23 protein-coding genes are annotated in these 25,237 nt (G+C 65.9%); all 23 read left to right on the top strand.

All coding sequences use genetic code 11. The features are described from left to right. Positions 1 to 87: 87 nt before the first annotated feature. The 23 genes from argS to murA all read left to right on the top strand — a co-directional run bounded on the left by argS (position 88) and on the right by murA (position 24,719). A complete protein-coding gene (gene argS / locus AB0C34_RS26260) occupies positions 88 to 1,746 on the top strand; it encodes an arginine--tRNA ligase (RefSeq protein ID WP_357078266.1) in 1,659 nt (552 codons plus the stop codon). 118 nt (positions 1,747 to 1,864) lie between these two features. Further along, entirely contained in the window at positions 1,865 to 3,286 is a 1,422-nt protein-coding gene (gene lysA / locus AB0C34_RS26265) for a diaminopimelate decarboxylase (protein ID WP_357078269.1), read from the top strand. Further along, a complete protein-coding gene (locus tag AB0C34_RS26270) occupies positions 3,283 to 4,638 on the top strand; it encodes a homoserine dehydrogenase (protein WP_357078272.1) in 1,356 nt (451 codons plus the stop codon). Before lysA ends, AB0C34_RS26270 begins: the two co-directional genes overlap by 4 nt. Positions 4,639 to 4,661: 23 nt before the next feature. Next, on the top strand, positions 4,662 to 5,783 hold the full coding sequence (gene thrC / locus AB0C34_RS26275) for a threonine synthase (protein WP_357078331.1): 1,122 nt from the start codon (positions 4,662 to 4,664) through the stop codon (positions 5,781 to 5,783). Between the two features lie 25 nt (positions 5,784 to 5,808). Beyond that, a complete protein-coding gene (gene thrB / locus AB0C34_RS26280) occupies positions 5,809 to 6,774 on the top strand; it encodes a homoserine kinase (RefSeq protein ID WP_357078274.1) in 966 nt (321 codons plus the stop codon). Positions 6,775 to 7,191: 417 nt separating this feature from the next. After that, the gene (rho, locus tag AB0C34_RS26285) at positions 7,192 to 9,156 is read left to right on the top strand and encodes a transcription termination factor Rho (protein WP_357078276.1); all 1,965 of its coding nucleotides are present in this window, start codon (positions 7,192 to 7,194) and stop codon (positions 9,154 to 9,156) included. Between the two features lie 611 nt (positions 9,157 to 9,767). Continuing rightward, entirely contained in the window at positions 9,768 to 9,998 is a 231-nt protein-coding gene (gene rpmE / locus AB0C34_RS26290) for a 50S ribosomal protein L31 (RefSeq protein WP_039796334.1), read from the top strand. 81 nt (positions 9,999 to 10,079) lie between these two features. After that, the gene (prfA, locus tag AB0C34_RS26295) at positions 10,080 to 11,150 is read left to right on the top strand and encodes a peptide chain release factor 1 (RefSeq protein ID WP_357078279.1); all 1,071 of its coding nucleotides are present in this window, start codon (positions 10,080 to 10,082) and stop codon (positions 11,148 to 11,150) included. A gap of 25 nt (positions 11,151 to 11,175) precedes the next feature. Continuing rightward, positions 11,176 to 12,054, top strand: coding sequence for a peptide chain release factor N(5)-glutamine methyltransferase (prmC, locus tag AB0C34_RS26300; protein WP_357078282.1), 879 nt, complete (start codon positions 11,176 to 11,178; stop codon positions 12,052 to 12,054). 75 nt (positions 12,055 to 12,129) lie between these two features. Then, entirely contained in the window at positions 12,130 to 12,807 is a 678-nt protein-coding gene (locus AB0C34_RS26305) for an L-threonylcarbamoyladenylate synthase (protein WP_357078334.1), read from the top strand. A gap of 16 nt (positions 12,808 to 12,823) precedes the next feature. Further along, a complete protein-coding gene (locus AB0C34_RS26310) occupies positions 12,824 to 13,981 on the top strand; it encodes an MraY family glycosyltransferase (protein WP_357078285.1) in 1,158 nt (385 codons plus the stop codon). A gap of 11 nt (positions 13,982 to 13,992) precedes the next feature. Further along, positions 13,993 to 14,448 (top strand): hypothetical protein, encoded by a 456-nt coding sequence (locus AB0C34_RS26315; RefSeq protein WP_357078288.1) that lies wholly within the window; start codon positions 13,993 to 13,995, stop codon positions 14,446 to 14,448. Between the two features lie 374 nt (positions 14,449 to 14,822). Beyond that, positions 14,823 to 15,548: a F0F1 ATP synthase subunit A gene (atpB, locus tag AB0C34_RS26320; RefSeq protein WP_357078291.1), complete on the top strand. Its 726-nt coding sequence runs from the start codon at positions 14,823 to 14,825 to the stop codon at positions 15,546 to 15,548. 79 nt (positions 15,549 to 15,627) lie between these two features. After that, positions 15,628 to 15,876: an ATP synthase F0 subunit C gene (locus tag AB0C34_RS26325; RefSeq protein WP_327113151.1), complete on the top strand. Its 249-nt coding sequence runs from the start codon at positions 15,628 to 15,630 to the stop codon at positions 15,874 to 15,876. Between the two features lie 5 nt (positions 15,877 to 15,881). Beyond that, positions 15,882 to 16,439, top strand: a complete 558-nt coding sequence (locus tag AB0C34_RS26330; protein ID WP_357078294.1) for a F0F1 ATP synthase subunit B — start codon at positions 15,882 to 15,884, stop codon at positions 16,437 to 16,439. 19 nt (positions 16,440 to 16,458) lie between these two features. Further along, positions 16,459 to 17,268, top strand: a complete 810-nt coding sequence (locus AB0C34_RS26335) for a F0F1 ATP synthase subunit delta (protein ID WP_357078297.1) — start codon at positions 16,459 to 16,461, stop codon at positions 17,266 to 17,268. 54 nt (positions 17,269 to 17,322) lie between these two features. Beyond that, complete coding sequence (gene atpA, locus AB0C34_RS26340; RefSeq protein ID WP_357078299.1) at positions 17,323 to 18,960, top strand: F0F1 ATP synthase subunit alpha; 1,638 nt, start codon at positions 17,323 to 17,325, stop codon at positions 18,958 to 18,960. A gap of 65 nt (positions 18,961 to 19,025) precedes the next feature. Then, positions 19,026 to 19,997 carry a F0F1 ATP synthase subunit gamma gene (locus AB0C34_RS26345; RefSeq protein WP_357078302.1) on the top strand — a complete coding sequence of 324 codons (972 nt, stop codon included), beginning with the start codon at positions 19,026 to 19,028 and terminating at the stop codon, positions 19,995 to 19,997. A gap of 169 nt (positions 19,998 to 20,166) precedes the next feature. Next, positions 20,167 to 21,615 (top strand): F0F1 ATP synthase subunit beta, encoded by a 1,449-nt coding sequence (atpD, locus tag AB0C34_RS26350; RefSeq protein WP_357078305.1) that lies wholly within the window; start codon positions 20,167 to 20,169, stop codon positions 21,613 to 21,615. A gap of 6 nt (positions 21,616 to 21,621) precedes the next feature. Beyond that, entirely contained in the window at positions 21,622 to 21,999 is a 378-nt protein-coding gene (locus AB0C34_RS26355) for a F0F1 ATP synthase subunit epsilon (protein WP_357078308.1), read from the top strand. A 226-nt stretch (positions 22,000 to 22,225) separates the two neighbouring features. Then, a complete protein-coding gene (locus tag AB0C34_RS26360; RefSeq protein ID WP_357078310.1) occupies positions 22,226 to 22,648 on the top strand; it encodes a DUF2550 domain-containing protein in 423 nt (140 codons plus the stop codon). Between the two features lie 17 nt (positions 22,649 to 22,665). Next, positions 22,666 to 23,247: a cob(I)yrinic acid a,c-diamide adenosyltransferase gene (locus AB0C34_RS26365; protein WP_357078313.1), complete on the top strand. Its 582-nt coding sequence runs from the start codon at positions 22,666 to 22,668 to the stop codon at positions 23,245 to 23,247. A gap of 212 nt (positions 23,248 to 23,459) precedes the next feature. Continuing rightward, positions 23,460 to 24,719, top strand: coding sequence for a UDP-N-acetylglucosamine 1-carboxyvinyltransferase (murA, locus tag AB0C34_RS26370; protein WP_357078316.1), 1,260 nt, complete (start codon positions 23,460 to 23,462; stop codon positions 24,717 to 24,719). The last annotated feature ends 518 nt before the right edge of the window (positions 24,720 to 25,237 follow it).

The raw sequence follows: 25,237 nt of genomic DNA on the forward strand, positions 1-25,237 counted from the left end.
CGTTGTGCTCTTTCGACGTGGTGGATCCGCTGGCTGCGCAGTGCCCACTCACGGTGCACACCCGCTCAGACCATAGGATAGAGACTCGTGACTCCAGCTGACCTTGCAGATCTCCTTCGCACGACTGCGGCGAAGGTGCTTGTCGAACGTGGACTGGACCCTGCGGTTCTGCCCGGCGAGGTCACCGTGGAGCGTCCCCGTAACCCGGAACATGGCGACTATGCCACGAATGTCGCGATGCAGGTGGCCAAGCGCGCCGGTGCGAATCCGCGCGAACTGGCGACCTGGCTCGCCGACGCGCTGTCCGACGCCGATGGCGTGTCGTCGGCCGAGGTCGCCGGGCCAGGCTTCCTGAACATCCGCCTTGCCGCCTCGGCGCAGGGCGCGATCCTCGAGCGGGTGCTCGGCGCGGGCGCCGCGTACGGCACCGCGGCGACGCTGCGGGACACCCGGATCAACCTCGAATTCGTCTCGGCCAACCCGACCGGGCCGGTGCATCTCGGCGGCACCCGTTGGGCTGCGGTAGGCGACGCGCTCGGCCGGATCCTGGTCGCGCAGGGCGCTGACGTGGTCCGCGAGTACTACTTCAACGATCACGGCGCACAGATCGATCGGTTCGCCGCCTCGCTGGTCGCCGCCGCGGCGGGAGCGCCGACCCCGGAGAAGGGGTACGCCGGCAGCTACATCGGTGAGATCGCCGAGCAGATCGTGGCCGCCCACCCCGACGTACTGAGCAAGTCGGAGGCCGAGCGCCTCGAACTGTTCCGGGCCGAGGGCGTCGAGCTCATGTTCGGGCACATCAAGAAGTCGCTGCACGAGTTCGGCGCCGACTTCGACATGTACTTCAACGAGAGTTCGCTCTTCGCTTCCGGCGCGGTCGAGCAGGCCGTGGCGAAGCTGAAGGACTCCGGTGACCTGTACGAAAAGGACGGCGCCTGGTGGATCGCCAGCTCGGAGTACGGCGACGACCAGGACCGGGTGGTCATCAAGAGCGACGGCAAGGCCGCCTACATCGCGGGTGACATCGCCTACTTTCAGAACAAGCGCGCACGCGGCTTCGATCTGTGCATCTACATGCTCGGCGCTGACCACCACGGTTACATCGGCAGGCTGAAGGCCGCCGCCGCGGCGTTCGGTGACAACCCGGACACCGTTGAGGTGCTGATCGGGCAGATGGTGAACCTTCTGAAGGACGGCGTCGCGGTCAGGATGAGCAAACGCGCCGGCACCGTGGTGACGCTCGACGACCTGGTCGAGGCGATTGGCGTCGACGCGGCCCGATACTCGCTGGTGCGCTCGTCGGTGAACTCGAGTATCGACATCGACCTGGACCTGTGGGCCAGTCAGAGCAATGAGAATCCGGTCTACTACGTGCAATACGCGCACGCGCGCACCGCATCCATCGCACGCAATGCCGCCGAGTTCGAATACCACGCGGTGACGCCGGATCTCGCGCTGTTGACGGCCGACGAGGAGGGCGAACTGATCCGCACCCTCGGCGAGTACCCGCGCGTCGTGGCCAGCGCCGCGAGCCTGCGTGAACCGCATCGGGTGGCCCGCTACCTGGAGGAGTTGGCCGGCGCCTACCACCGTTTCCAGACCAACAAGAACCTGCGTGTTCTTCCGCTGGGTGACGAGCCCGTCGCACCGATGAATGCCGCCCGGCTGGTGCTGGTCAACGCCACGCGCCAGGTCCTGGCCAATGGGCTCGGCCTGCTCGGCGTCAGTGCGCCGGAGCGGATGTGAACGAGCCGAAGTTGTTTCGGTCGACCAGTGTGAGGAAGGAAGCGCTAGTGCGCGAGCGAATCATGGACCGAGCTCTCGGCGCGGTCGTGGCGGAGCCGACGGTCAGCGAGGCGCGAGCATGAGTGCGCACCCCGCTGGCCCCCGACATGCCGAGATCCCGCACGCCCCGAATCTGCCGGAGCGTCCGAGCGACCCGAAGCAGATGATCGACCTACCCGCGAATGTGTGGCCGCGCAATGCCGCGCGCGCCGCCGATGGCGTGGTCACCCTCGCCGGGGTGCCGGTACCCGATCTGGCCGCCGAGTTCGGCACGCCGCTGTTCGTGGTCGATGAGGACGATTTTCGATCCCGCTGCCGCGACATGGTCCGTGCCTTCGGTCCCAACACGCGAGTCCATTACGCGTCCAAGGCCTTTTTGTGCGGTGAGATCGCCCGCTGGATCCGCGATGAGGGCCTGTCTCTCGACGTGTGCTCGGGCGGAGAACTCGCTGTCGCGTTGCACGCGGGCTTTCCCGCTGAGCGAATCGCCCTGCACGGCAACAATAAATCGGTAGCCGAACTGGAGTCCGCGGTGTCCGCCGGTGTCGGCCACGTCGTGGTCGACTCGTTGATCGAGATCGAGCGCCTGGAAGCCGTCGCCGGTCGATCAGGTGTGGTGCAGGACGTCCTGGTCCGGGTCACGGTCGGCGTGGAGGCGCATACGCACGAATATATTTCGACCGCGCACGAGGACCAGAAGTTCGGCTTCTCGATCGCGGGCGGCGACGCGATGGAGGCGATCGCGCGCGTATTCGACGCCGACAACCTGCGTCTGGTCGGTCTGCACAGCCACATCGGCTCGCAGATCTTCGAGATCGACGGCTTCGAGATCGCCGCGCGCCGGATGCTCGGCCTGCTGCGCGACGCCATCGACAAATTCGGCGTCGAGCGGACCGCGCGGATCGCCACGCTGGACCTCGGCGGCGGACTCGGGATTTCGTATCTGCCCACGGACAACCCGCCACCACTGGACGAGTTCGCCGCGAACCTGCGCAAGTTGGTCACGGCGGAGGCACAGCGCGCGGGTCTGCCGGAACCGATCGTCGCGGTGGAGCCTGGTCGCGCCATCGCGGGGCCGGGAACGGTGACGCTCTACGAGGTGGGTACTACCAAGGACGTGTCGCTGGACGGCGGTCTGCACCGGCGCTATGTGAGTGTCGACGGCGGCATGAGTGACAACATTCGTCCCGCGCTGTATCAGGCGGACTACGACTGCCGGCTGGTCTCGCGGTCATCGGAGGCCGCGCCGGTGGTCGCCCGTGTCGTGGGAAAGCACTGCGAGAGTGGCGATATCGTCATTCGCGATACCTGGATGCCCGCTGATGTCGGTCCCAGCGACCTGATCGCCGTCGCAGCCACCGGCGCGTACTGCTATTCGATGTCCAGCCGATACAACCAGCTGCCCCGTCCCGCTGTGGTCGCCGTGCGTGACGGTCGGCCGCGACTCATCCTGCGCCGGGAGACGGTCGCGGACTTACTCAGCTTGGAGGTGGAATCGTGACGGTGAACGCGAAGAACGGTGTCTGGGGGGCCGATCGCCCGATCGGCGTCGCGGTGCTCGGTATGGGCAATGTCGGCACCGAGGTCGTACGCATCCTGCGTGACCACGCCGCCGATCTGCGTTCCCGCGTCGGCGCCCCAGTGGTGCTGCGCGGTGTCGCGGTCCGCAACCTGGACACCGACCGCGGTATCCCCGCGGAACTGTTGACCACCGACGCGGATGGGCTCGTCGCCCGCGACGATGTCGACCTGGTTGTCGAGGTGATCGGCGGCATCGATCCGCCGCGCCGGCTGATCCTGGCCGCGCTGAACGCCGGCAAATCCGTGGTGACCGCCAATAAGGCGCTGCTCGCCGATTACACCGGCGAACTCGCCGCGGCCGCCGAGCGCAGCAGGGCCGACTTGTACTTCGAGGCCGCTGTCGCAGGCGCCATTCCCGTGGTGCGCCCGCTGATCCAGTCTCTAGCCGGTGACCGGGTGAACCGGGTCGTCGGCATCGTCAACGGCACCACCAACTTCATCCTCTCCGCGATGGACGAGACCGGCGCCGACTACTCGGCCACACTGGCCGAGGCCACCCGTCTCGGTTACGCCGAGGCCGATCCGACGGCCGACGTGGAGGGCTACGACGCCGCGGCCAAGGCGGCGATCCTGGCGTCGCTGGCGTTCCATACCCGGGTCACCGCAGCCGACGTGTTCCGTGAGGGCATCTCGCAGATCTCTGCGGAAGACTTGGAGACCGCCTCGGCGCTGGATTGCACGGTGAAGCTGTTGGCGATTTGCGAGCGTGTCGACGCGGGCCCCGGTGAGCCTGGTCCGGAGGAGGGCGGCAAGGAACGCATCTCGGTGCGCGTCTACCCGGCCCTCATCCCGCGTAGACACCCACTGGCCGCGGTGAACGGCGCCTTCAACGCGGTCGTCGTAGAGGCGGACAACGCCGGACGGCTGATGTTCTACGGGCAGGGCGCGGGTGGCGCGCCGACCGCTTCCGCGGTGCTGGGCGATCTAGTGATGGCAGCGCGCAACAAGTTCTACGGCGGCCGCGCGCCGGGCGAATCGGTTTATGCTGAGCTACCGATCGCGCCGATCGGCGATACGCCCACCCGTTATCACGTGAACCTGCAGGTCGAGGACCGTCCTGGGGTCCTGGCGAAGGTAGCGGGCGAATTCGCCAAACACGAGGTGAGTATCTCGACCGTCCGTCAAGAAGGGCACGGCACGGGAGCGCGCCTGGTCGTGGTGACCCACCACGCCGTGGAATCGGCGCTCGCGGACACCGTCGCCGCTCTGGCGGAGATGACATCCGTCACATCCGTGACCAGCGTTCTGAGATTGGAAGGCACCGAAGAATGAGCACAGTGTCGCGCAGCGACGCCATGAGGGGCGGTGGCCGGGAGACGGGTGCGCGTACGACTGGCGTCGCGCCGCAGGTAGGGGTGCACTCGCGCTGGCCGGGCCTGATCGCGGCCTATCGCGACCGGCTCGTTGGCGCAGCGGACTGGGAGCCGGTCACCCTGTACGAGGGCGGCACGCCGCTGGTGCCCGCGCCGCACCTGTCCGAGCTGACCGGGTGCGAGGTGTACCTGAAGGTCGAGGGCTTGAACCCGACCGGCTCGTTCAAGGACCGCGGTATGACCATGGCGATGACCGACGCCAAGTATCGCGGGCAGCGCGCAGTCCTGTGCGCGTCCACCGGCAACACCTCGGCATCGGCGGCCGCGTACGCCACCCGAGCGGGGATGAGCTGCGCCGTATTGATCCCGCAGGGCAAGATCGCGATGGGCAAGCTGGCCCAGGCCGTCATGCTCGGCGCGAAGATCATCCAGGTGCGGGGCAATTTCGATGACTGTCTCGAGCTCGCGCGCAAGGTCACCGCGGATTTCCCCAGCATCGGGCTGGTGAACTCGGTGAACCCGGCGCGCATCGAGGGGCAGAAGACCGCGTCCTTCGAGATCTGCGACGTGCTCGGCAAGGCGCCGGACGTGCACGCGCTTCCGGTCGGAAACGCGGGCAACATCACCGCGTACTGGCGCGGTTACCGCGAGTACTACGCCGATGGCGTCACCACCCAATTGCCGCGGATGCTCGGTGTGCAGGCCGCCGGCGCCGCGCCACTGGTGAACGGCGCTCCGGTGAAGGACCCGGAGACCATCGCGACGGCTATCCGGATCGGCGCGCCCGCGTCCTGGAACGGCGCGGTGGAGGCCAAGGAGCAGTCCGGCGGCGCGTTCCGCGCCGCCACCGACGAGGAGATCCTCGCGGCTTATCACTTGGTCGCGGCCACCGAGGGCGTGTTCGTCGAGCCCGCGTCGGCCGCCAGCGTGGCGGGCGTGCTCGCCGCACGCAAGGAGGGCTGGCTGGATTCCGGCCTCACCGTGGTGTGCACGGTGACCGGTAACGGACTCAAGGATCCGGATACCGCGTTGTCGGGAATGCCGCAGGTGCAAGCGATTTCGGTAGACCCGGTCGCGGTGGCCGCCGAACTAGAGCTGACCTGAGTTGAATTCGCGCGACAGTCAGTTGATGAGCGCGACGCTGCCCGCCGGTCTCACTGTGACCGCGCGGGTACCCGCGTCCAGCGCGAACCTTGGTCCCGGGTTCGATTCGCTCGGTGTGGCATTGGGGATTTACGACGAGATCGAGGTGCGCACAACCGATTCCGGGCTCGCTATTCGAGTCGAGGGCGAGAGCGCCGACGATGTGCCCTGGGGCCCTTCGCATCTCGTGGTCCGCGCGATAGAGCGCGGCCTGGAGGCCGCCGGGGTGTGGGCCAATGGTCTCGATGTGGTGTGCCGCAACGTGATTCCGCATTCTCGTGGGCTGGGTTCGTCGGCTTCCGCAGTGGTCGGCGGTGTGGCCGCGGGGTGTGCGCTCGCGGCGAAACTGGATCCGGAGTTGGCTATCTCGGCCGATCAATTGGTGCAACTCGCCTCGGAGTTCGAGGGTCACCCGGACAACGCGGCGGCCAGCGTCCTCGGTGGGATCGTGGTGTCCTGGACCGAGTCGGATCGCGCCGCGGACCGGGGGAGCGAGGGTGCTCCGGTGACCGACTACCAGGGCCGTGTCTACCGTGCCGTCCGCCTCGAGCCGCATCCCGCGTTGCGTCCGGTCGTGCTGATCCCGGAGGAGCGCTCGTCCACCGCACACACTCGTGGCCTGTTGCCCGAGGTCGTGCCACACGGCGACGCCGCGTTCAACGTCAGCCGCGCCGCGCTCGCGGTGGTGGCGCTGACCCAGCGCCCCGACCTGCTGATGCCCGCTACCGCCGACCGCCTGCATCAGGCCCAGCGTGCCCCGGCGCTACCCCTGACCACCACCTGGATCACCCGCCTACGGGCGGCGGGGATCGCCGCCACCGTTTCCGGCGCGGGTCCGACCGTGCTGGCCCTCGGCACCAGCGAATTCCCTGCGGAACTGCGCGAACTCGCGGCCGCGGAAGGGCTGCGCGTGGTCGAGCCCGGACTCGCCGAGGGCGTCCAGATCGACTGACGGCGCGTCCGCCTTGCCGATATTCGCCATGGGCAGCTATCCTGGGCGAGTCCGTACATCGTGCGCAATCAGACGCCGGTGCTTCATCAGGGCAATCGCTCCAGCAGGCTCCAGGCTCGAGCCTCCAGGCCATGGGGGTGCTGCGTAGCTGCGCAACTGGAATGATCTCTCCCCACCTTTTCACGATCGGTGGAGAAGCCGCCGGTCCGGCGGGGCAGGTGATACGGCACATAGCGCCCGGACGGACGCATCCGAGTCCGGCAGAATGCCCGGGCTGCGGGACGAACCCTCGAATCAGCACACGGCAATCGAGGGAAGGAAAGGATATCCGTGACAGATACGGACCTGCTCGCGACACCCGGGGTGGAATCCAACCCGACGGGCGACCGCGAAAGTGAATCCGGACAGATTTCGACAATGAGCGAAAAAACCGACGTCGCACGATCGGGGCTGACTGGAATGTTGTTGCCGCAGTTGCGCGCGCTGGCGGGGGAGCTCGGTATCCGAGGAACCTCCGGAATGCGCAAGGGCGATTTGATCGCCGCTATCAAGGAAAACCAAGCCGGAAAACCGGCGAAGGTGGAAAAGCCCGCCAAGGGCGAAGTCGTGTCCACGGTTACCGCTACCAACGATGCCCCCGCCCCGTCGGCGGCTCCCAAGTCGGCGTCGGCCAAGGCCGAGCAGGTGACCCTCGACGTGACGTCCTCGGCCGCGGGTGCCACGGCTTCCGGCCCGGCGAAGACGGCGCCCGCCGAGTCCGCGCCTGCGGCCACGAACGCGACCGACCAGGCGTCTGCCCCAACCGACACCGCCGAGGATTCCGGCCGCGAGGGCGGTCAGCGTGGTCGCGGTCGGCAGCGTCGTGGACGTGACCAGGCGCGATCCGGCGGCGAGACCGCGACGGCCGAGGCGCGTGGTGACGAGTCGAAGCAGGACGCCGACCAGGGCGGCGAGCGCCGTCGGGAACGCAATCAGGGTGACCGCGGACAGGGTGAGCGGAACCAGAACGGCAATCGTGGTGGCGACGGAAGCCGTGGCGGCGACAGCCGTGGCGGGGACAGCCGTGGCGGCGATGGTCGTGGCGGGGACAGCCGTGGCGGGGACAGCCGTGGCGGCGACGAGGAAGAGGGCGGTCGCGGTCGTCGCGGACGTCGTTTCCGTGAGCGTCGTCGTGGCCGTGATCGCGAGGGCGGTGGCGGTGGCGGTGAAGCCCGCGATCTGGAGATCCGTGACGATGACGTGCTGCAGCCGGTCGCGGGAATCCTCGACGTGCTGGACAACTACGCTTTCGTCCGCACCTCGGGTTACCTGGCCGGACCGAACGACGTCTACGTGTCGATGAACCTGGTGCGGAAGAACGGGCTGCGCCGCGGTGACGCGATCACCGGCGCGGTGCGTGCGCCGCGCGATGGTGAGCAGAGCAACCAGCGGCAGAAGTTCGATCCGTTGGTGCGGCTGGATACGGTCAACGGCGGCGATGTCGAGGCGGCCAAGCGTCGTCCCGATTTCAACAAGCTGACCCCGCTGTACCCGAACCAGCGGCTGCGTCTCGAGACCCAGCAGAACAAGCTGACCACCCGGGTGATCGACCTGATCATGCCGATCGGTAAGGGCCAGCGTGCGCTGATCGTTTCGCCGCCCAAGGCGGGTAAGACGACGATCATGCAGGACATCGCGAATGCGATCGCGACCAACGACCCCGACTGCTACCTCATGGTCGTTCTGGTCGACGAGCGTCCGGAAGAGGTCACCGACATGCAGCGTTCGGTGAAGGGTGAGGTCATCGCCTCGACCTTCGACCGTCCGCCGTCGGACCACACCTCGGTCGCCGAACTCGCGATCGAGCGTGCCAAGCGTTTGGTCGAGATGGGCAAAGATGTTGTGGTGCTGCTCGACTCGATCACCCGCCTGGGTCGCGCGTACAACAACTCCTCGCCCGCCTCGGGCCGAATCCTCTCCGGTGGTGTCGATTCCACTGCGTTGTACCCGCCCAAGCGGTTCCTCGGCGCGGCGCGCAACATCGAGAACGGTGGTTCGTTGACGATCATCGCTACCGCGATGGTGGAGACCGGTTCGACCGGTGACACGGTGATCTTCGAGGAGTTCAAGGGCACCGGCAACGCGGAACTCAAGTTGGACCGCAAGATCGCGGAGCGGCGTGTGTTCCCCGCAGTGGACGTCAACCCGTCCGGTACCCGTAAGGACGAGCTACTGCTCAGCCCCGACGAGGCTGCGGTGCTGCACAAACTGCGCCGAGTACTGTCGGGCCTGGACTCGCACCAGGCCATCGATCTGTTGATCGACCGGCTCAAGAAGTCCAAGAACAACCTCGAGTTCCTGATGCAAGTGAGCAAGACCGCGCCAGGCGCGCTCGACGAGTAGATTCGCGAGTTGCTTCGCCGAAAGGGCCCCGCGCAGGCGGGGCCCTTTCGGCGTCTGCGGACTGAAGCACATGCTGCCGATCACGGCAGCGCAGCTGATCAGGAACCCGATGATCACAGTGCAGCTCGATATCGCGGTGCCGGTGGCAGAGTGCGTATGTACCGCGTTCGGGGGCGTGGCGGCGCCGGCGGATTCCGGGTGCGCACTCCACCCCACCGCGACAGCGAGAATCAGTAGCACGTACGTCGCGGTCGCGATTCGAGTGATCACAGTGTTCTCCTTTGTGTCCAGGCACCCCGGTGCGCGGTCACACGCAAGCAGCGCGGTGCACGCGGCAGTTCACCTCCCCGAGCGGCGGACTGCCCGCTCTCAGGGTTCCTGAGCCGACGTCGATTGGCGTGCCCGAAATTCCGGGGGCGGTGCGGCGGGAGAGTGTCCGAAGCGGGAACAAATTACGCGCCGGGGGCGTTTTGGCAGCGTAACGGCAGTTCTGGCATACTGAACGGTCGTTGCGTCTGCTCAGCTGAGCAGACCTCCCGCCTAGTCGGTTCCGGTTCACGTTCTCGCGACATCGCGCGAGCGACCCGGCGACCACAATCGAGAGGACATCCATGAAGGCAGGAATTCACCCCACGTATGTCGACACCACGGTCGTCTGTGGTTGCGGCAACACCTTCCAGACTCGCAGCACCAAGGAGTCCGGACACATCACGGTCGAGGTCTGCTCGCAGTGCCACCCGTTCTACACCGGCAAGCAGAAGATCCTCGACACCGGTGGTCGCGTGGCTCGCTTCGAGGCGCGCTACGGCAAGCGTGCCGGCAAGAAAGCCGACGCCAAGTAGCTTCCTCGCCGACGCCCGGTCCTGCAGCGCAGGCCGGGCGTCGGTGTTTTGTACGGACAGGTACCAGGAGAAGGAAGCACCGTGACGCAACCGTCCGCAATCGACGACATTCTGGCCGAGTACGCCGGCCTGGAGACGCAGCTGGCCGATCCGTCGCTGCACAACGATGCGGGCGCCGCACGTCGGGTCGGCAAGCGCTTCGCCGAGCTGGCGCCGATCATGTCCACCTACAACAAGCTCGCCGCGGCACGTGACGATCTGTCGGCCGCGCGGGAACTCGCCGCCGACGATTCCGCTTTTGCCGCCGAGGTCCCCGATTTGGCGCGACAGGTCGACGAGTTGGAGCAGACGCTCGCCGACCTGCTCGCCCCGCGGGATCCGCACGACGGTGACGACGTCGTGCTCGAAGTGAAGTCCGGCGAAGGCGGCGAGGAATCCGCGCTGTTCGCCGCCGACCTGGCCCGAATGTACGTGCGCTATGCCGAGCGGCGCGGCTGGAAGGTCGAGATTCTCGATGTCGCCCTGTCCGACCTGGGGGGATACAAAGAGGCGACACTGTCGATCAAAAGTCGCGACGCCGCTCGCGACGGCGTGTGGTCGAGGTTCAAGTTCGAAGGCGGCGTGCACCGGGTGCAGCGCGTCCCGGTGACCGAATCGCAGGGCCGCATCCACACCTCAGCCGCGGGCATACTCATCTACCCAGAGCCCGACGAAGTCGCCGAGGTGCAGATCGACGAATCCGATCTGCGCATCGATGTCTACCGCTCCTCCGGCAAAGGCGGCCAGGGCGTCAACACCACGGACTCCGCGGTGCGCATCACCCATCTGCCCACCGGCATCGTGGTGACCTGCCAGAACGAACGCTCCCAGTTGCAGAACAAGGCCCGTGCCATGCAGGTGCTCGCGGCCAGGTTGCAGGCGCTCGCCGAGGAGCAGGCAGACCAGGAGGCCGCGGCGGGCCGGGCCAGCCAGATCCGCACCGTGGACCGCTCCGAGCGGATCCGCACCTACAACTTCCCGGAGAACCGGATCGCCGACCACCGGATCGGCTTCAAGGCACACAACCTGGACGCCGTGCTCGACGGCGACCTGGACGCGCTGCTGAACGCCCTGGGGAAAGCGGATCGCGAAGCACGCATGGCGGCGGAATAACCGAGTTTCGGGCAGAGTCGGTGCCATGTCTACGACCCGAGTCGCACTGCGCCCCGCCATCAATGCCGCTGTCGGGACATTGATGACGGCGGGGGTGCACAGCCCACGTGCCGATGCCGAGCATTTGGCGGCGCATGTTCTCGGCGTCGAGCGCACCAGACTCGCGCTGACCCCGCTCGTGACGTCCGACCAGTTGGCCGAGTATCACGATCTGGTCGCTCGCCGTGCGCAGCGTATCCCCTTGCAGCACTTGACCGGAACGGCCGCGATGGGCCGGATAGATCTCGCGGTCGGGCCCGGTGTTTTCGTGCCGCGGCCGGAAACCGAGTTGTTGTTCGCGTGGGCGCTTGCGCAGCTGGCGGCGTTGACGCACGACCACGTCCCGATTGTGGTCGATCTGTGCACCGGGTCGGGAGCACTGGCGCTGGCCATCGTGCACGCGCGTCCCGACGCCGACGTACACGCGATCGAACTCGATCCGGTCGCGTTGTCGTGGGCGCGGCGTAACGCCGACGACCGCATCGCGGCCGGCGACACCCCGGTCACGCTCTATGCCGACGATGCCACTGATCCCGAGCTGCTCACCGACCTGGACAGTCGGGTGGACGTCGTGGTCTCCAATCCGCCCTACATCCCGAAGGACGCTGTTCTCGACCCCGAAGTGGCCGAGCACGACCCGCACTTCGCCTTGTTCGGCGGTCGGGACGGACTCGACGTCATCCGCGCGATGATCCCGAACATCGCCCGTCTGCTGCGTCCCGGCGGCCGCGTCGCGATCGAGCACGACGACTCCAACGGCTCGGATCTGGCCGCCCTCTTGGCTGAACACGGCGCCTTCGCCGACATCGTCGAGCACCCGGATCTCGCGGGTAAACCCCGCTTCGTCGCCGCCACCCGCACCTGACCCCGCACCTCACGTCACCGCGCTATTACGGCCTGGATTCTCGGCAAGGCGGTAGACCATGCCAGGATGGGTGCCGTGAGTACCGTCTACGACTGCGCGGATTCCGACTCTCGCGCCGCCGGACTGTCCGCAGCCACCAGCGCCCTGAAATCCGGGCGTCTGGTCGTGTTGCCCACCGACACCCTGTACGGCCTGGCCGCCGACGCTTTCGACGCCACGGCGGTCGGGTCGTTACTCGCGGCCAAGCGCCGTGGCAGAGACATGCCGGTACCGGTACTGGTCGGTTCCTGGCACACCATCGACGGCTTGGTGTTCTCGGTGCGCCCACAGGCGCGTGAGCTGATCCGTGCGTTTTGGCCCGGTGGCTTGAGTCTTGTTGTGCAGCAAGCTCCTTCGCTGGCGTGGGATCTCGGGGACACGCGCGGGACGGTGATGCTGCGAATGCCGCTGCACCCGGTCGCGCTGGAACTGTTGCGCGCGGTCGGTCCGCTCGCGGTATCCAGCGCCAACGTCTCAGGACAGGCGCCGGCCGGTACCGCGTCCGAGGCCCGCGACCAGCTCGGTGAGCTGGTCGGCGTTTACCTCGACGGTGGTCCCGCCGAGCATGCCGTCGCCTCCACCATTGTCGATCTGACCGCCGACCAGCCGCGGATTCTGCGCGAGGGTGCGGTCGCGGTCGCCGACATCGCGGAGGTGCTCGGCATGTCGCCGGAGGCATTGACCGGTCCCGCGACCCAGCAGCGGCTCGGATGAAGGGGCGCAACCGCGGATGATGGGTTCGAGCGCTGTTGTTCCGCTGCGTGAGCTGTTGGTCGTGCTTCTCATCTCCTCGGTGGTGACGTTTCTGGCCACCGGCGGGGTTCGGGTACTGGCGATCGGTTTCGGCGCGGTCGCGGTGCCGCGCGATCGGGACGTGCACGTCAAACCGATTCCTCGAATGGGCGGCGTCGGGATGTACATCGGGGTGGCCGCGGCGGTGCTGTTCGCCCATCAGCTGCCTGCTCTACGCAGCGGGTTCGATTACAAGCCGAACATCCCGATCGCGGTGCTGGTCGCGAGCACACTGATCGTGCTCGTCGGCATTGTCGACGATCGCTGGGGACTCGACGCGCTGACGAAGTTCGCCGGACAGGTGACGGCGGCGGGTGTGATGGCCGTGATGGGATTGGGCTGGTACGTCGTCTACAACCCGTTCAGCAACACCACGGTGGTGTTGGACGGATTGCAAGGTGGACTGGTCACGGTCGCGGTGACGGTCACCTTGGTCAATGCCATGAATTTCGTCGACGGGTTGGACGGTCTCGCGGCGGGCCTCGGAGTGATCGCGGCGCTCGCGGTGTTCGCCTTCTGCCTCGGATTGATGAACGAGCAGGGTGGTTCGGTCGACACCTATCCTCCTGCGCTGCTCGCCGCGGCGCTCGCGGGTGCCTGCCTCGGATTTCTGCCGCACAATTTCCAGCCGGCGCGGATATTCATGGGCGACTCCGGCTCGATGTTGATCGGCCTGATGCTTGCCGCGGTGTCGACCGGCGCCTCCGGCAGAATTCCGTTGCAGGGCTATGGTCCGCGTGACATCGTCGGTCTGCTGTCGCCGCTGTTGCTGGTCGGTGCGGTGATGTTCATTCCGGTGCTCGATCTGCTACTCGCCATTGTGCGCCGGGTACGCGCTGGCGTGAGTTTCTCGACTCCGGACAAAATGCACTTGCATCATCGCTTGCTGCAGATCGGACATTCACACCGTCGTGTCGTGCTGCTGATCTATTTGTGGGTCGGGGTACTGGCGTTCGGTGCGGTGGGCACCTCGCTGATGGACCGCAGGCTGGTTGTCCTGCTGATGGCAGGCGGGTTGGTTTTCGCCTTGGTGATCACCGCGATTCCGGGGCTGCGGCGTGGGGAGCCGGCGGGCGGCCGGACGCCGTCCAGGTAAAGTCGGCGGCCGTGAGCCCTACTCCCACACCCGTCCCCGGTCCCGACGCGCCGCTGCGAGCGGCCCTGCGCTACGGCCTGTTCGGACTGGGCGTGCTGGTGGTCCTGGCTGTGGCGCTCGGCGCCGTGGTTTCGGGGATGCCCGGGGTGTGGGGCGCCCTACTCGGCGCTGCGATCGGCGGCGGGTTCATCCTCACCACCGCCGCCGTCGTCCTGTTCGGTGCGAAACTCCCGCCGAGCACCGCCGGTCTGGTCATGCTGGTCAGTTGGGTCGGCAAGATGCTGGTCGCGCTGGTGGTCGTCGCGATCCTGATGCGGTTCGAGTTCTACGATCGGGTCGTCCTGTTCCTCACGGTGGTCGGGGCTTTGGTGATCGTGCTCGGTGCGGAGACATACGGTGTCCTCCGTCAGAAGGTTCCGTACGTGACAACCACCGAGACCAGCGGTCCGGCGGATACCGGCGAGTAGCGACCCCACCCACCTACACGCTGTCGTAGATAGGTTGGTAAAGTCTTGGTAAGCAGGCAACCAAGTGAGGGGGATCGTCCAGATCCTTGTCCTGGGTCGCTATGCTTACTGCCGTGCCGGGCTCCGAAGGGTTCCGGTTCTGCATGTCGACGATGTCGCCGACACACGTACAGACGCCTGGTGGAACCCAACCGCCGCACAGCTGCTGACGAATTTCGAGCCGACCTGAGTCGACCCAAATTGATCGTCAATGTCCGATCGAACCGCGGGAATGACCGTTACCCGCGGCCCGAACACGGGAGAGAACGCTGAGCGTCACCACTCTGGCGGGCGAGTTCCACGCGCCGTCGCTTACCGACTTCTTCCCTCCAGCTGTGCTGTTCGAGGGAACGCCGTTCGAACTCGATCGCTTGATGCTGATCCGCATCCTCATGACGGCGGTCCTGGTCCTGGTCATGGTGCTGGCTTTCCGTTCGCCCAAGATCGTTCCGCGCGGTCTGCAGAATGTCGCCGAAACCGGCCTGGTCTTTGTCAAGGAGCAGATCTGCGAGGAGGTATTGGGCAAGGAATCGGGCCGTAAGTTCCTCCCGCTGATCGCATCGATCTTCTTCACGGTCCTTTTTCTGAACTTCTCCGGTGTCATCCCGGGGTTGAACATCTCGTCGAACGCCCGAATCGGCATGCCGCTGGTGCTCGCCGTCGTCGCATACCTGGCATTCAATTACGTCGGTATCCGCAAGTACGGATTTCTGAACTACATGCGCAGCAGCATCGTCGTTCCGAATGTTCCGCCCGCATTGCACGTGTTGCTGATTCCGATCGAGTTCGTCTCGACCTTCATCCTGCGCCCGTTCACGCTGACCGTCCGACTCATGGCGAACATGCTCGCCGGCCACATCATGCTGGTGCTGTTCTTCAGCGCGACCTGGTTCTTCCTCTTCGACGCCGCCGCATGGATGAAGGTGTTCTCGCCGTTCTCGCTGCTCGCGGGGTTCGGATTCACGCTGTTCGAACTGTTGGTCATCTTCCTGCAGGCCTATGTGTTTGCGTTGCTGACCGCCGTCTACATCGGGCTCGCGCAGCACGCGGACGATCACTGACTTTGACTGACACAACTACCGGAAAACTGCTACACCTCGCCGACCGGCGGGTGAGCAACAGAAAGGGAATGGAAGACTCATGAGCCTCGCTTACCTGGCCCAGGAAGCCGCGACGACCCCCGACAAGTTCAAGGGTTTCGGTGCCATCGGCTACGGTCTCGCCGCGATCGGCCCTGGTATCGGCGTCGGCATCGTCGTCGGAAAGGCGATCGAGGGCATCGCTCGTCAGCCTGAACTGCAGGGCACGATCCGGACCAACATGTTCCTCGGTATCGCGTTCACCGAGGCGCTCGCCCTGATCGGCCTCGTCGCCGGCTTCATCTTCTGATTCCGATGTACGAGTCGGTTTTGCTCGCGGTGGAGGGAGAGGAAGTGAATCCTCTCATCCCCGAAACGTATGACATCGTCTGGTCGGTCGTCTGCGTCGTCATCATCGGGATCCTGTTCTACAAGTACGTGATCCCTCGCCTGATGAAGACGCTCGATGAGCGTTCCGACAAGATCGAGGGCGGCATTGCTCGCGCCGAGGCCGCGCAGGAAGAAGCTCAGCTCACCCTGCAGCAGTACCAGCAGCAGCTGGCCGAGGCCCGGCTCGAGGCCGCGCGCATCCGAGAGGACGCACGCACCCAGGGCCAGGAAATCCTTGCGCAGATGCGCACCGACGCCCAGGCCGAGGCCGACCGCATCGTTGCGGCGGGCCACACCCAGCTGGAAGCCCAGCGCCAGCAGATCCTGACCGAGCTGCGCTCCGAGGTCGGCCGCACGGCCGTCGATCTGGCCGAAAAGATTATCGGACAGTCGGTTTCGGACGAAGCCAAGCAGGCGGCATCGATCGAGCGGTTCCTGACCGAGCTCGACGAGACCGATGCGGGCATCGGGGTCGGAAGGTAACGACGCGAAAGTGAGAAGCATGTACGCAGCGAGCCGCGAGGCCAGCTCCCGGTCGCAGGAGGCGCTTCGGGCCGCTCTGACCGGAAGCGACAGTGTTGCGGCCACGACGGGTTCGGAACTGTTCGCCGTTGTCGCCGTGCTGGACGACCAGCGTTCGCTGCGTGTGGCGCTCGCGGACGTGTCGGTGCCGGGTTCTGCACGCGCGGAGCTCAGCGAGCGGGTCTTCGGCGGCAAGGTCAGCGCTGCCACGCTGGCGGTGCTGACCACCGCGGTGGCCCAGGACTGGTCGCGCACCCCCGACCTGGTCGAGATCTTGGTGCTGCTGGGCCAGGAGGCATTGCTGGAATCGGCGGCCGTCAGCGGACGGCTCGACGCGGTCGAGGACGAGCTGTTCCGGCTCGGCCGGATCATCAGCGACAACCCCGAGTTGGAGCAGGCACTGTCGGATCGGGCCAAGGCGGCCTCGGCCAAGCGCGAACTCATCGCCCGGCTACTGACGGGCAAGACGGAGCCCATCACCCTGACCCTGGCGGAGCAGGTGGTGACCCGGCCGCAGTCGAGCATCGGTGCCGCCTTCGACGAGCTGGCCGACCTGGCAGCGGGTCGTCGCGATCAGATCGTCGCGCACGTGCGTGCCGCGATCGCGCTCACCCAGCAGCAGCGCAACCGGCTGGCCGCCTCGCTGCAGCGCATTTACGGCAGGGCGACCACGGTGCACATCCAGGTCGACCCGAGTTTGCTGAGCGGACTCGTCGTACGCGTCGGGGACGATGTGATCGACGGCAGCGCAATCGGCCGACTGGAAAAGCTGCGCCGGGCCCTGATCTAGCGCGCTAACACCACCCCGAACATTCCAGACCCAGACAGCGAGAGCAGGAAGAACATGGCGGAGCTGACGATCTCCTCCGACGAGATCCGTAGCGCGATCGAGAGCTACACCCAGAGCTACACCCCCGAGACCTCCATCGAAGAAGTCGGTGTGGTCACCGACACCAGCGACGGGATCGCGCATGTCAGCGGCCTGCCGTCGGCAATGGCCAACGAGCTGCTCGAGTTTCCGGGCGGCGTGCTCGGCGTCGCGCTGAACCTCGAGGACCGCGCGATCGGCGCGGTCATCCTCGGTGAGTTCGCCGAGATCGAGGAGGGCCAGCAGGTCCGCCGGACCGGCGACGTGCTCTCGGTTCCGGTCGGCGACAAGTTCCTCGGCCGTGTCGTGAACCCGCTCGGCCAGCCGATCGACGGCCTCGGCGAGATCGAGGCCGACGAGCAGCGCGTGCTGGAGCTGCAGGCCGCGACCGTGCTGGAGCGCCAGCCGGTCGAGGAGCCGATGGCCACCGGCATCACCGCCATCGACGCGCTGACCGCGATCGGCCGTGGCCAGCGTCAGTTGATCATCGGTGACCGCAAGACCGGCAAGACCGCGGTCTGCATCGACGCGATCCTGGCGCAGAAGGCGAACTGGGAGTCGGGCGACCCGACGAAGCAGATGCGTTGCATCTACGTCGCCATCGGCCAGAAGGGTTCGACCATCGCGGGCGTCAAGACCGCGCTGGAGGCGCACGGTGCGATGGAGTACACCACCATCGTCGCGGCCCCGGCCTCGGACTCCGCCGGCTTCAAGTGGCTTGCGCCGTATACGGGTTCGGCTCTCGGACAGCACTGGATGTACCAGGGCAAACACGTCCTCATCGTGTTCGACGACCTGACCAAGCAGGCCGAGGCATACCGCGCCATCTCGCTGCTGCTGCGTCGTCCGCCGGGCCGCGAGGCGTACCCGGGTGACGTCTTCTACCTGCACTCCCGTCTGCTCGAGCGTTGCGCGAAGCTGTCCGACGAGATGGGCGCCGGCTCGATGACCGGCCTGCCGATCATCGAGACCAAGGCCAACGACATCTCGGCGTTCATTCCGACCAACGTCATCTCCATCACCGATGGTCAGGTCTTCCTCGAGTCCGACCTGTTCAACAAGGGCGTCCGTCCGGCGATCAACGTCGGCACCTCGGTCTCCCGCGTCGGTGGTGCGGCCCAGACCAAGGGCATGAAGAAGGTAGCGGGTTCGCTGCGTCTGGAGATGGCGCAGTACCGCGAACTGGAGGCATTCTCCGCGTTCGCTTCCGACCTCGACGCGGCGTCGCTGGCGCAGCTCGAGCGCGGTGCCCGCTGGGTGGAACTGCTCAAGCAGGACCAGTACTCGCCGGTGCCGGTCGAGGACCAGATCGTCTCGATCTACCTGGTCGACGGCGGCTACTTCGATTCGGTTCCGGTCGCCGATATCCGCCGCTTCAACGCCGAGTTGCTGGAAGATCTGCACCGCACCGCCGCCGACGCCTTCAAGGCCATCGCGGGCGGCAAGGTGCTCGCCGGCGACGCGGCCGACGCGATCAAGGCAGGCACGGAGAAGTTCAAGCAGGGCTTCCTCGCCTCTGACGGCAGTCGTGTGGTGAACGAGGAAGAAGCCGGTGAGCTCGACCACGAAGAGGTCGAGTCGCTGTCGGTGACCCGCAAGCACGTCGAGAAGTAACGCGGGTCTGCGATGTGCTATTCGATCCCGCCTACTGCCGCGAATGAAGGGAGTGTGAACCGCTGATGGCAAGTTTGCGTGAATTGCGCTCCCGTATTCGTGGTGTGAATTCGATCAAGAAGATCACCAAGGCCCAAGAGCTGATCGCGACCTCGCGCATCTCGAAGGCTCAGGCCAGGGTTGCGGCGGCCAAGCCGTACGCGGAGGAGATCACCAAGGTCCTCAGTGAGCTGGCGGGTGCGTCGAAGAATCTTTCGCACCCGCTGCTGACCGAGCGCCCCAATCCTCGCCGCGCCGCCGTCCTGGTGATCACCAGTGACAGCGGCATGTGTGGTGGCTACAACTCGAACGTGTTCAAACGCGCGGAAGAGCTGATGACCACCTTGCGCGACGAGGGCAAGGAGCCGGTGCTCTACGTCATGGGCAACAAGGGCCTGACGTACTACACCTTCCGCAACCGCCCGTTCGTGTCCGCGTGGACCGGGTTCTCGCAGCAGCCGAAGTACACCGATGCTTCGGCAGCCTGCCACCATCTGGTCGACGCGTTCATGGCCGGTGCGGACGGGGCGGTGGCCGCTCCGGACGGGACGGGCGACATCGCCGGTGTCGACGAACTGCACGTCGTGTACACCCGGTTCGTGTCGATGCTGACCCAGGTTCCGGAGGTGCGCCGGCTCGCGCCGATCCAGGTGAGTTTCGTCGACGAGAAGTTCGATCTGGGCGAGGACAGCCTGTCGGATTCCACCACCGCGGATGTGCACGCACAGTACGAATTCGAGCCCGACGCCGATGTACTGCTGGCAGCGCTGCTGCCGAAGTACGTCAACACGCGTATCTACGCGTCGTTGCTCGAGGCAGCGGCATCCGAGTCCGCGGCTCGGCGCACCGCAATGAAGGCGGCCACCGACAACGCCAACGAACTGGCCAGTGTGCTCACCCGCCAGGCGAACTCGGTACGCCAGGCCCAGATCACGCAGGAAATCAGCGAAATCGTCGGCGGCGTGAACGCGCTGGCGTCGAGCTCGGACCGAGACTGAGCGGCTCCAGCATGAGAGACGTGCCCGGAGGCGCAAGCGTGCGTAGCCACGAAGGGCACCGCGAACGCCGTCAAGAACACGGCCTGAGGCACGGGGCCGGATGCGGAAGCGTGCGAAACCACGAAGGCCCCCCGAAGGCCGCACATCGACACGGAGAGAACCAACACCAATGACCGCAGCTGTCACTCAAGACAACACGAGCCGGACCGGCGCCGCCGCGGGCCGCGTCGTCCGGGTCATCGGCCCCGTTGTGGACGTCGAGTTCCCGCGCGGAGCAATCCCCGAGCTGTTCAACGCTCTGCACGCCGAGATCACGCTGACCTCGGTGGCCAAAACCCTGACCCTCGAGGTCGCCCAGCACCTCGGTGACAACATCGTGCGCACCATCTCGATGCAGCCGACCGACGGCCTGGTCCGTGGTGCCACCGTGACCGACACCGGGAAGCCCATCTCGGTGCCGGTCGGTGACGTCGTCAAGGGTCACGTCTTCAACGCGCTCGGCGACTGCCTTGACACCCCCGGCCTTGGTCGCGACGGCGAGCAGTGGGGGATCCACCGCAAGCCGCCGTCATTCGACCAGCTCGAGGGCAAGACCGAGATCCTGGAGACGGGTATCAAGGTCATCGACCTGCTCACCCCGTATGTGAAGGGTGGCAAGATCGGTCTGTTCGGTGGTGCCGGTGTCGGCAAGACCGTTCTGATCCAGGAGATGATCACCCGCATCGCGCGGGAGTTCTCCGGCACCTCCGTGTTCGCCGGTGTCGGCGAGCGCACGCGTGAGGGCACCGACCTTCGGCTGGAAATGGAAGAAATGGGCGTCCTGCCGGACACCGCCCTCGTCTTCGGCCAGATGGACGAGCCGCCGGGCACCCGTATGCGTGTCGCTCTCTCGGCCCTGACCATGGCCGAGTACTTCCGCGACGTGCAGCACCAGGACGTGCTGCTGTTCATCGACAACATCTTCCGGTTCACCCAGGCCGGCTCCGAGGTGTCGACCCTGCTCGGCCGGATGCCCTCGGCCGTCGGTTACCAGCCGACACTGGCCGATGAAATGGGTGAGTTGCAGGAGCGCATCACCTCGACCCGTGGTCGGTCGATCACCTCGCTGCAGGCCATCTACGTGCCCGCCGACGACTACACCGACCCGGCCCCGGCGACCACCTTCGCTCACCTCGATGCGACGACCGAGCTCTCCCGCCCGATTTCGCAGAAGGGTATCTACCCGGCTGTCGACCCGCTGACCTCGACCTCCCGCATCCTGGAGGCCTCGATCGTCGGGGAGCGTCACTTCCGCGTGGCCAACGAGGTGAAGCGGATCCTGCAGAAGTACAAGGAACTGCAGGACATCATCGCCATCCTCGGTATGGACGAGCTGTCGGAGGAGGACAAGGTCCTCGTCGGCCGTGCCCGTCGTCTGGAGAAGTTCCTCGGCCAGAACTTCATCGTGGCCGAGAAGTTCACCGGCCAGGTGGGTTCGGTGGTGCCGCTGGAGCAGACCATCGACGACTTCGACCGGGTCTGCAAGGGCGAGTTCGACCACTACCCGGAGCAGGCCTTCAACAGCTGCGGTGGCCTCGACGATGTCGAGGCGGCCGCGAAGAAGATCCTCGGAAAGTAGTCACCGATGGCGGAAATGTCAGTTGATCTCGTCGCGGTCGAGCGACTGCTCTGGTCTGGCCAGGCATCATTCGTCAGCGCGCAGACCACCGAGGGCCAGATCGGCATCATGCCGGGGCACGAGCCGTTGCTCGGCCAACTGGTCGAAGGGGGCACCGTCACCATTGTGGACACCGACGGTGAGCGGATCGTCGCCGCGGTGCACGGTGGCTTCTTCTCGGTGACCGCGAACTCGGTCCGGGTGCTGGCCGAGTCCGCGGAGTTCGCCGATGAGGTGGATGTCGAGGCGGCCCGCCGGGTGCTGGCCGACTCCGAGGCCAGCGAAGAGCAGCTGAAGGCCGCTCAGGCCCGGGTGCGCGCGGTCGAGCAGACCGCGAAGGCATAAGCAACAACCTGTCATTGAGCACGACGGCTGTCGGCGGTGGAGATCTCTTCACCGCCGACAGCCGCTTTGTAGCCGAGTTCGGCGAGTCCGCCGATCGCGATATTGCCGGGCACGCGGCCGTCGGACCCGGTCGAGGCGTTTGTAAACTCGGGGCCGTGGTTGAATGACCCCGGGGTGTCGACGACACAACGGTGGAACGAAGGGACGAACAGCATTGCAGACCGGGATGGTTCTCTTGATCATTCTGGTACTGACGCTCGTGTTCCTCGCGCTCGCCTCGACCTATCGTCTGATCATGTTGCGTCGCGGCGGAACAGCCGCGATTCTTCGGGTATTACCTGCCCGCGGTGGCCAGGGTTGGCGGCACGGATTGATCCGTTACGACGAGGACCGGCTCGTTTTCTTCAAGCTCACCAGCCTCAAACTCGGACCCGATTCGATGATTCGCCGCCAAGGCGTCGAGATCGGTGACCGCCGCGGACCGCGCGGCGACGAATACGACATCATGACCGACGACATCGCGGTGATCGCTGTGTCGGATCGCACGGGTGGGTTCGAGTTGGCCCTCGATCGCGACTCGTTGACCGCGTTTCTGTCCTGGGTGGAATCCCGCCCTTCTGACCGCACCCGCCGGATGCCAGGTCTCTGAACACATAAGGTTGTCCTGTGAGCGTGCATCTGACGCGGATCTATACGCGGACCGGCGATGACGGGACAACGGGGTTGAGCGACTTCTCCCGAGTCGCCAAAACCGATCAACGATTGGTCGCGTACGCGGACTGCGATGAGACGAATGCGGCCATCGGTGTCGCGATCGCGCTCGGGCAACCAGAGGAGACGATGCTCGCGGTGCTTCGTCGGGTCCAGAACGATCTATTCGACGCGGGCGCGGACCTGTCCACACCGGTAGTGGCCGCATCCAAATGTCCGCCGCTGCGCGTCACCCAGCCGTACATCGACCGCCTCGAGTCGTGGTGTGACGCGTTCAATGCCGAACTGCCTGCGCTGAATTCGTTCATCTTGCCCGGCGGGACGCCGCTGGCGGCCCTGCTGCACACTGCGCGTACCGTTGCCCGCCGCGCGGAACGCTCCGCATGGGCGGCTATCGAAGCACACCCGGAGGACACCAACGTGCTGCCTGCCAAATACCTCAATCGGCTATCCGACCTGCTGTTCATCCTGAGCCGAGTGGCCAATCCGGGCGGCGATATCCTCTGGAAGCCGGGCGGCGAACAGCCGAGTGCCTGATCGGGCAGCGCCGCACGCGCGTACAAGCGAAATCACCGGGTATGCCGGGGACATGACGGGATCGCACCGTCCGCCGCAATACGCCCACCTCGCGGCGCCCACCGATCGACAGAAATGCGGAGAGGTGAGGGGAGTCGTGAAGAGGCGGCACCAGAGTGCGCCGCCACAACTATCCTTGCACCAACAGTGCGCCGAATACGCGGAGAGGCGGCATGGAACGGTTTTTGGTTACCGGCGGGAATCGACTCGTCGGTGAGGTCACGGTGGGGGGCGCCAAGAACAGCGTCCTCAAGTTGATGGCCGCTGCATTGCTGGCCGAAGGCACCACCACGATCACGAACTGCCCGGACATCCTCGATGTGCCGCTGATGGCCGATGTGCTGCGCGGCCTCGGCTGTGACGTCGCGATCGACGGCGGCGTGGTCGCCATAACAACCCCCGCAGAACCGAAGTACCACGCGGACTTCCCCGCGGTCACCCAATTCCGCGCATCGGTTTGTGTGCTCGGTCCGCTTATGGCGCGGTGTAAGCGCGCGGTGGTCGCGCTGCCCGGCGGTGACGCGATCGGTTCGCGCCCGCTCGACATGCACCAGGCAGGGCTGCGACTGCTCGGAGCCACCAGCGAGATCGAGCACGGCTGTGTGGTCGCCCGGGCCGACGAACTGCAAGGCGCCAAGATCCGCCTGGACTTCCCTTCCGTGGGTGCGACCGAGAACATTCTCATGGCTGCGGTGCTCGCCGAGGGTGAGACGGTGATCGACAACGCCGCGCGCGAACCCGACATCGTCGACCTGTGCCACATGCTCGTCCGGATGGGGGCGCGGATCAGTGGCGCCGGCACCTCGGTACTCACCATCCAAGGCGTCGAGCGGCTCTCGCCCACGACCCACCGTGTCATCGGCGACCGCATTGTGGCGGCGACTTGGGGAATTGCCGCGGCAATGACGATGGGCGATGTCCGCGTGACCGGCGTCAACCCCAAGCACCTTTCGTTGGTGCTGGACAAATTGCGTTCCGCGGGTGCGCGGATCTCGTTCGAGCAGGATGGGTTTCGAGTGGTTCAGGCGGAGCGTCCGCGCGCGGTGAACTTCTCGACACTGCCGTTCCCGGGTTTCCCGACCGACCTCCAGCCGATGGCGATCGGCCTCGCGGCCATCGCCGACGGCACCTCGATGATCACCGAGAACATCTTCGAGGCGCGGTTCCGGTTCGTGGAGGAGATGATCCGGCTCGGCGCCGACGCGCGGACCGATGGGCACCACGCGGTGGTGCGCGGCATTCCGCGACTGTCCAGTGCGCCGGTGTGGTCGTCCGATATTCGGGCGGGGGCCGGTCTTGTTCTCGCCGGCCTGGTCGCGGATGGGACCACCGAGGTGCACGACGTCTTCCACATCGATCGCGGCTATCCGAAATTTGTCGAGCAGTTGCAGGCACTGGGCGGACAGGTGGTGCGGGTCGGCGCCCCGGGGTGATCACGAGTCGAGCACGGTTGCGTCGCGCGTAACTCCACGTGTCACGAAAAATGGTCTTGACCAGCCGATTTGACATCGTTCACACAGACACGTAACTTTATTCGAGTCAGAGCGACACGGACACCGACCCGGGGCCGAGCAGCTGAGCGGAAACGCTGAGCGAGAGGCTAGGGAAACGAGGTAGGACGAGGAGCGCCTGGCGTTCACACTAGTTCGATCGCGATTCAGATTTGCATCTGGGTTTGCGGCTGAGCTAAGCTGTAAAAGTTGCCTCACCGATCAATCAGATTCAATCTGCGCGATGGTGTGTGCGTGTGTTCTTTGAGAACTCAATAGTGTGTCGATGAATGTCAGTGCCAAATTTTTTTTGGTTCGGCCTTTCGCTCCCCGTGTGGAGGGTCGGATTTTTTGTCAGCTTTTTGCTGGCGATTGTTTTGCTGGGTTTTCGGACTCTGGTTTCAGATTTTTCTGATTCGCTCCTTTGTGGGGTGTTTCGTGAGTCTTCAACGGAGAGTTTG

Origin of the sequence: Nocardia sp. NPDC049220, assembly GCF_040647855.1 — a bacterium.
GTDB lineage: Bacteria > Actinomycetota > Actinomycetes > Mycobacteriales > Mycobacteriaceae > Nocardia.

Excerpts from the sequence above, each read along its gene's own strand:
- lysA (WP_357078269.1), top strand. The coding sequence starts at position 1,865 with ATGAGTGCGCACCCCGCTGGCCCCCGACATGCCGAGATCCCGCACGCC.
- thrC (WP_357078331.1), top strand. The coding sequence starts at position 4,662 with ATGAGGGGCGGTGGCCGGGAGACGGGTGCGCGTACGACTGGCGTCGCG.
- thrB (WP_357078274.1), top strand. The coding sequence starts at position 5,809 with ATGAGCGCGACGCTGCCCGCCGGTCTCACTGTGACCGCGCGGGTACCC.
- rho (WP_357078276.1), top strand. The coding sequence starts at position 7,192 with ATGAGCGAAAAAACCGACGTCGCACGATCGGGGCTGACTGGAATGTTG.
- rpmE (WP_039796334.1), top strand. The coding sequence starts at position 9,768 with ATGAAGGCAGGAATTCACCCCACGTATGTCGACACCACGGTCGTCTGT.
- prmC (WP_357078282.1), top strand. The coding sequence starts at position 11,176 with ATGTCTACGACCCGAGTCGCACTGCGCCCCGCCATCAATGCCGCTGTC.
- AB0C34_RS26310 (WP_357078285.1), top strand. The coding sequence starts at position 12,824 with ATGATGGGTTCGAGCGCTGTTGTTCCGCTGCGTGAGCTGTTGGTCGTG.
- AB0C34_RS26325 (WP_327113151.1), top strand. The coding sequence starts at position 15,628 with ATGAGCCTCGCTTACCTGGCCCAGGAAGCCGCGACGACCCCCGACAAG.
- AB0C34_RS26330 (WP_357078294.1), top strand. The coding sequence starts at position 15,882 with ATGTACGAGTCGGTTTTGCTCGCGGTGGAGGGAGAGGAAGTGAATCCT.
- AB0C34_RS26335 (WP_357078297.1), top strand. The coding sequence starts at position 16,459 with ATGTACGCAGCGAGCCGCGAGGCCAGCTCCCGGTCGCAGGAGGCGCTT.
- atpA (WP_357078299.1), top strand. The coding sequence starts at position 17,323 with ATGGCGGAGCTGACGATCTCCTCCGACGAGATCCGTAGCGCGATCGAG.
- AB0C34_RS26345 (WP_357078302.1), top strand. The coding sequence starts at position 19,026 with ATGGCAAGTTTGCGTGAATTGCGCTCCCGTATTCGTGGTGTGAATTCG.
- atpD (WP_357078305.1), top strand. The coding sequence starts at position 20,167 with ATGACCGCAGCTGTCACTCAAGACAACACGAGCCGGACCGGCGCCGCC.
- AB0C34_RS26355 (WP_357078308.1), top strand. The coding sequence starts at position 21,622 with ATGGCGGAAATGTCAGTTGATCTCGTCGCGGTCGAGCGACTGCTCTGG.
- AB0C34_RS26360 (WP_357078310.1), top strand. The coding sequence starts at position 22,226 with ATGGTTCTCTTGATCATTCTGGTACTGACGCTCGTGTTCCTCGCGCTC.
- murA (WP_357078316.1), top strand. The coding sequence starts at position 23,460 with ATGGAACGGTTTTTGGTTACCGGCGGGAATCGACTCGTCGGTGAGGTC.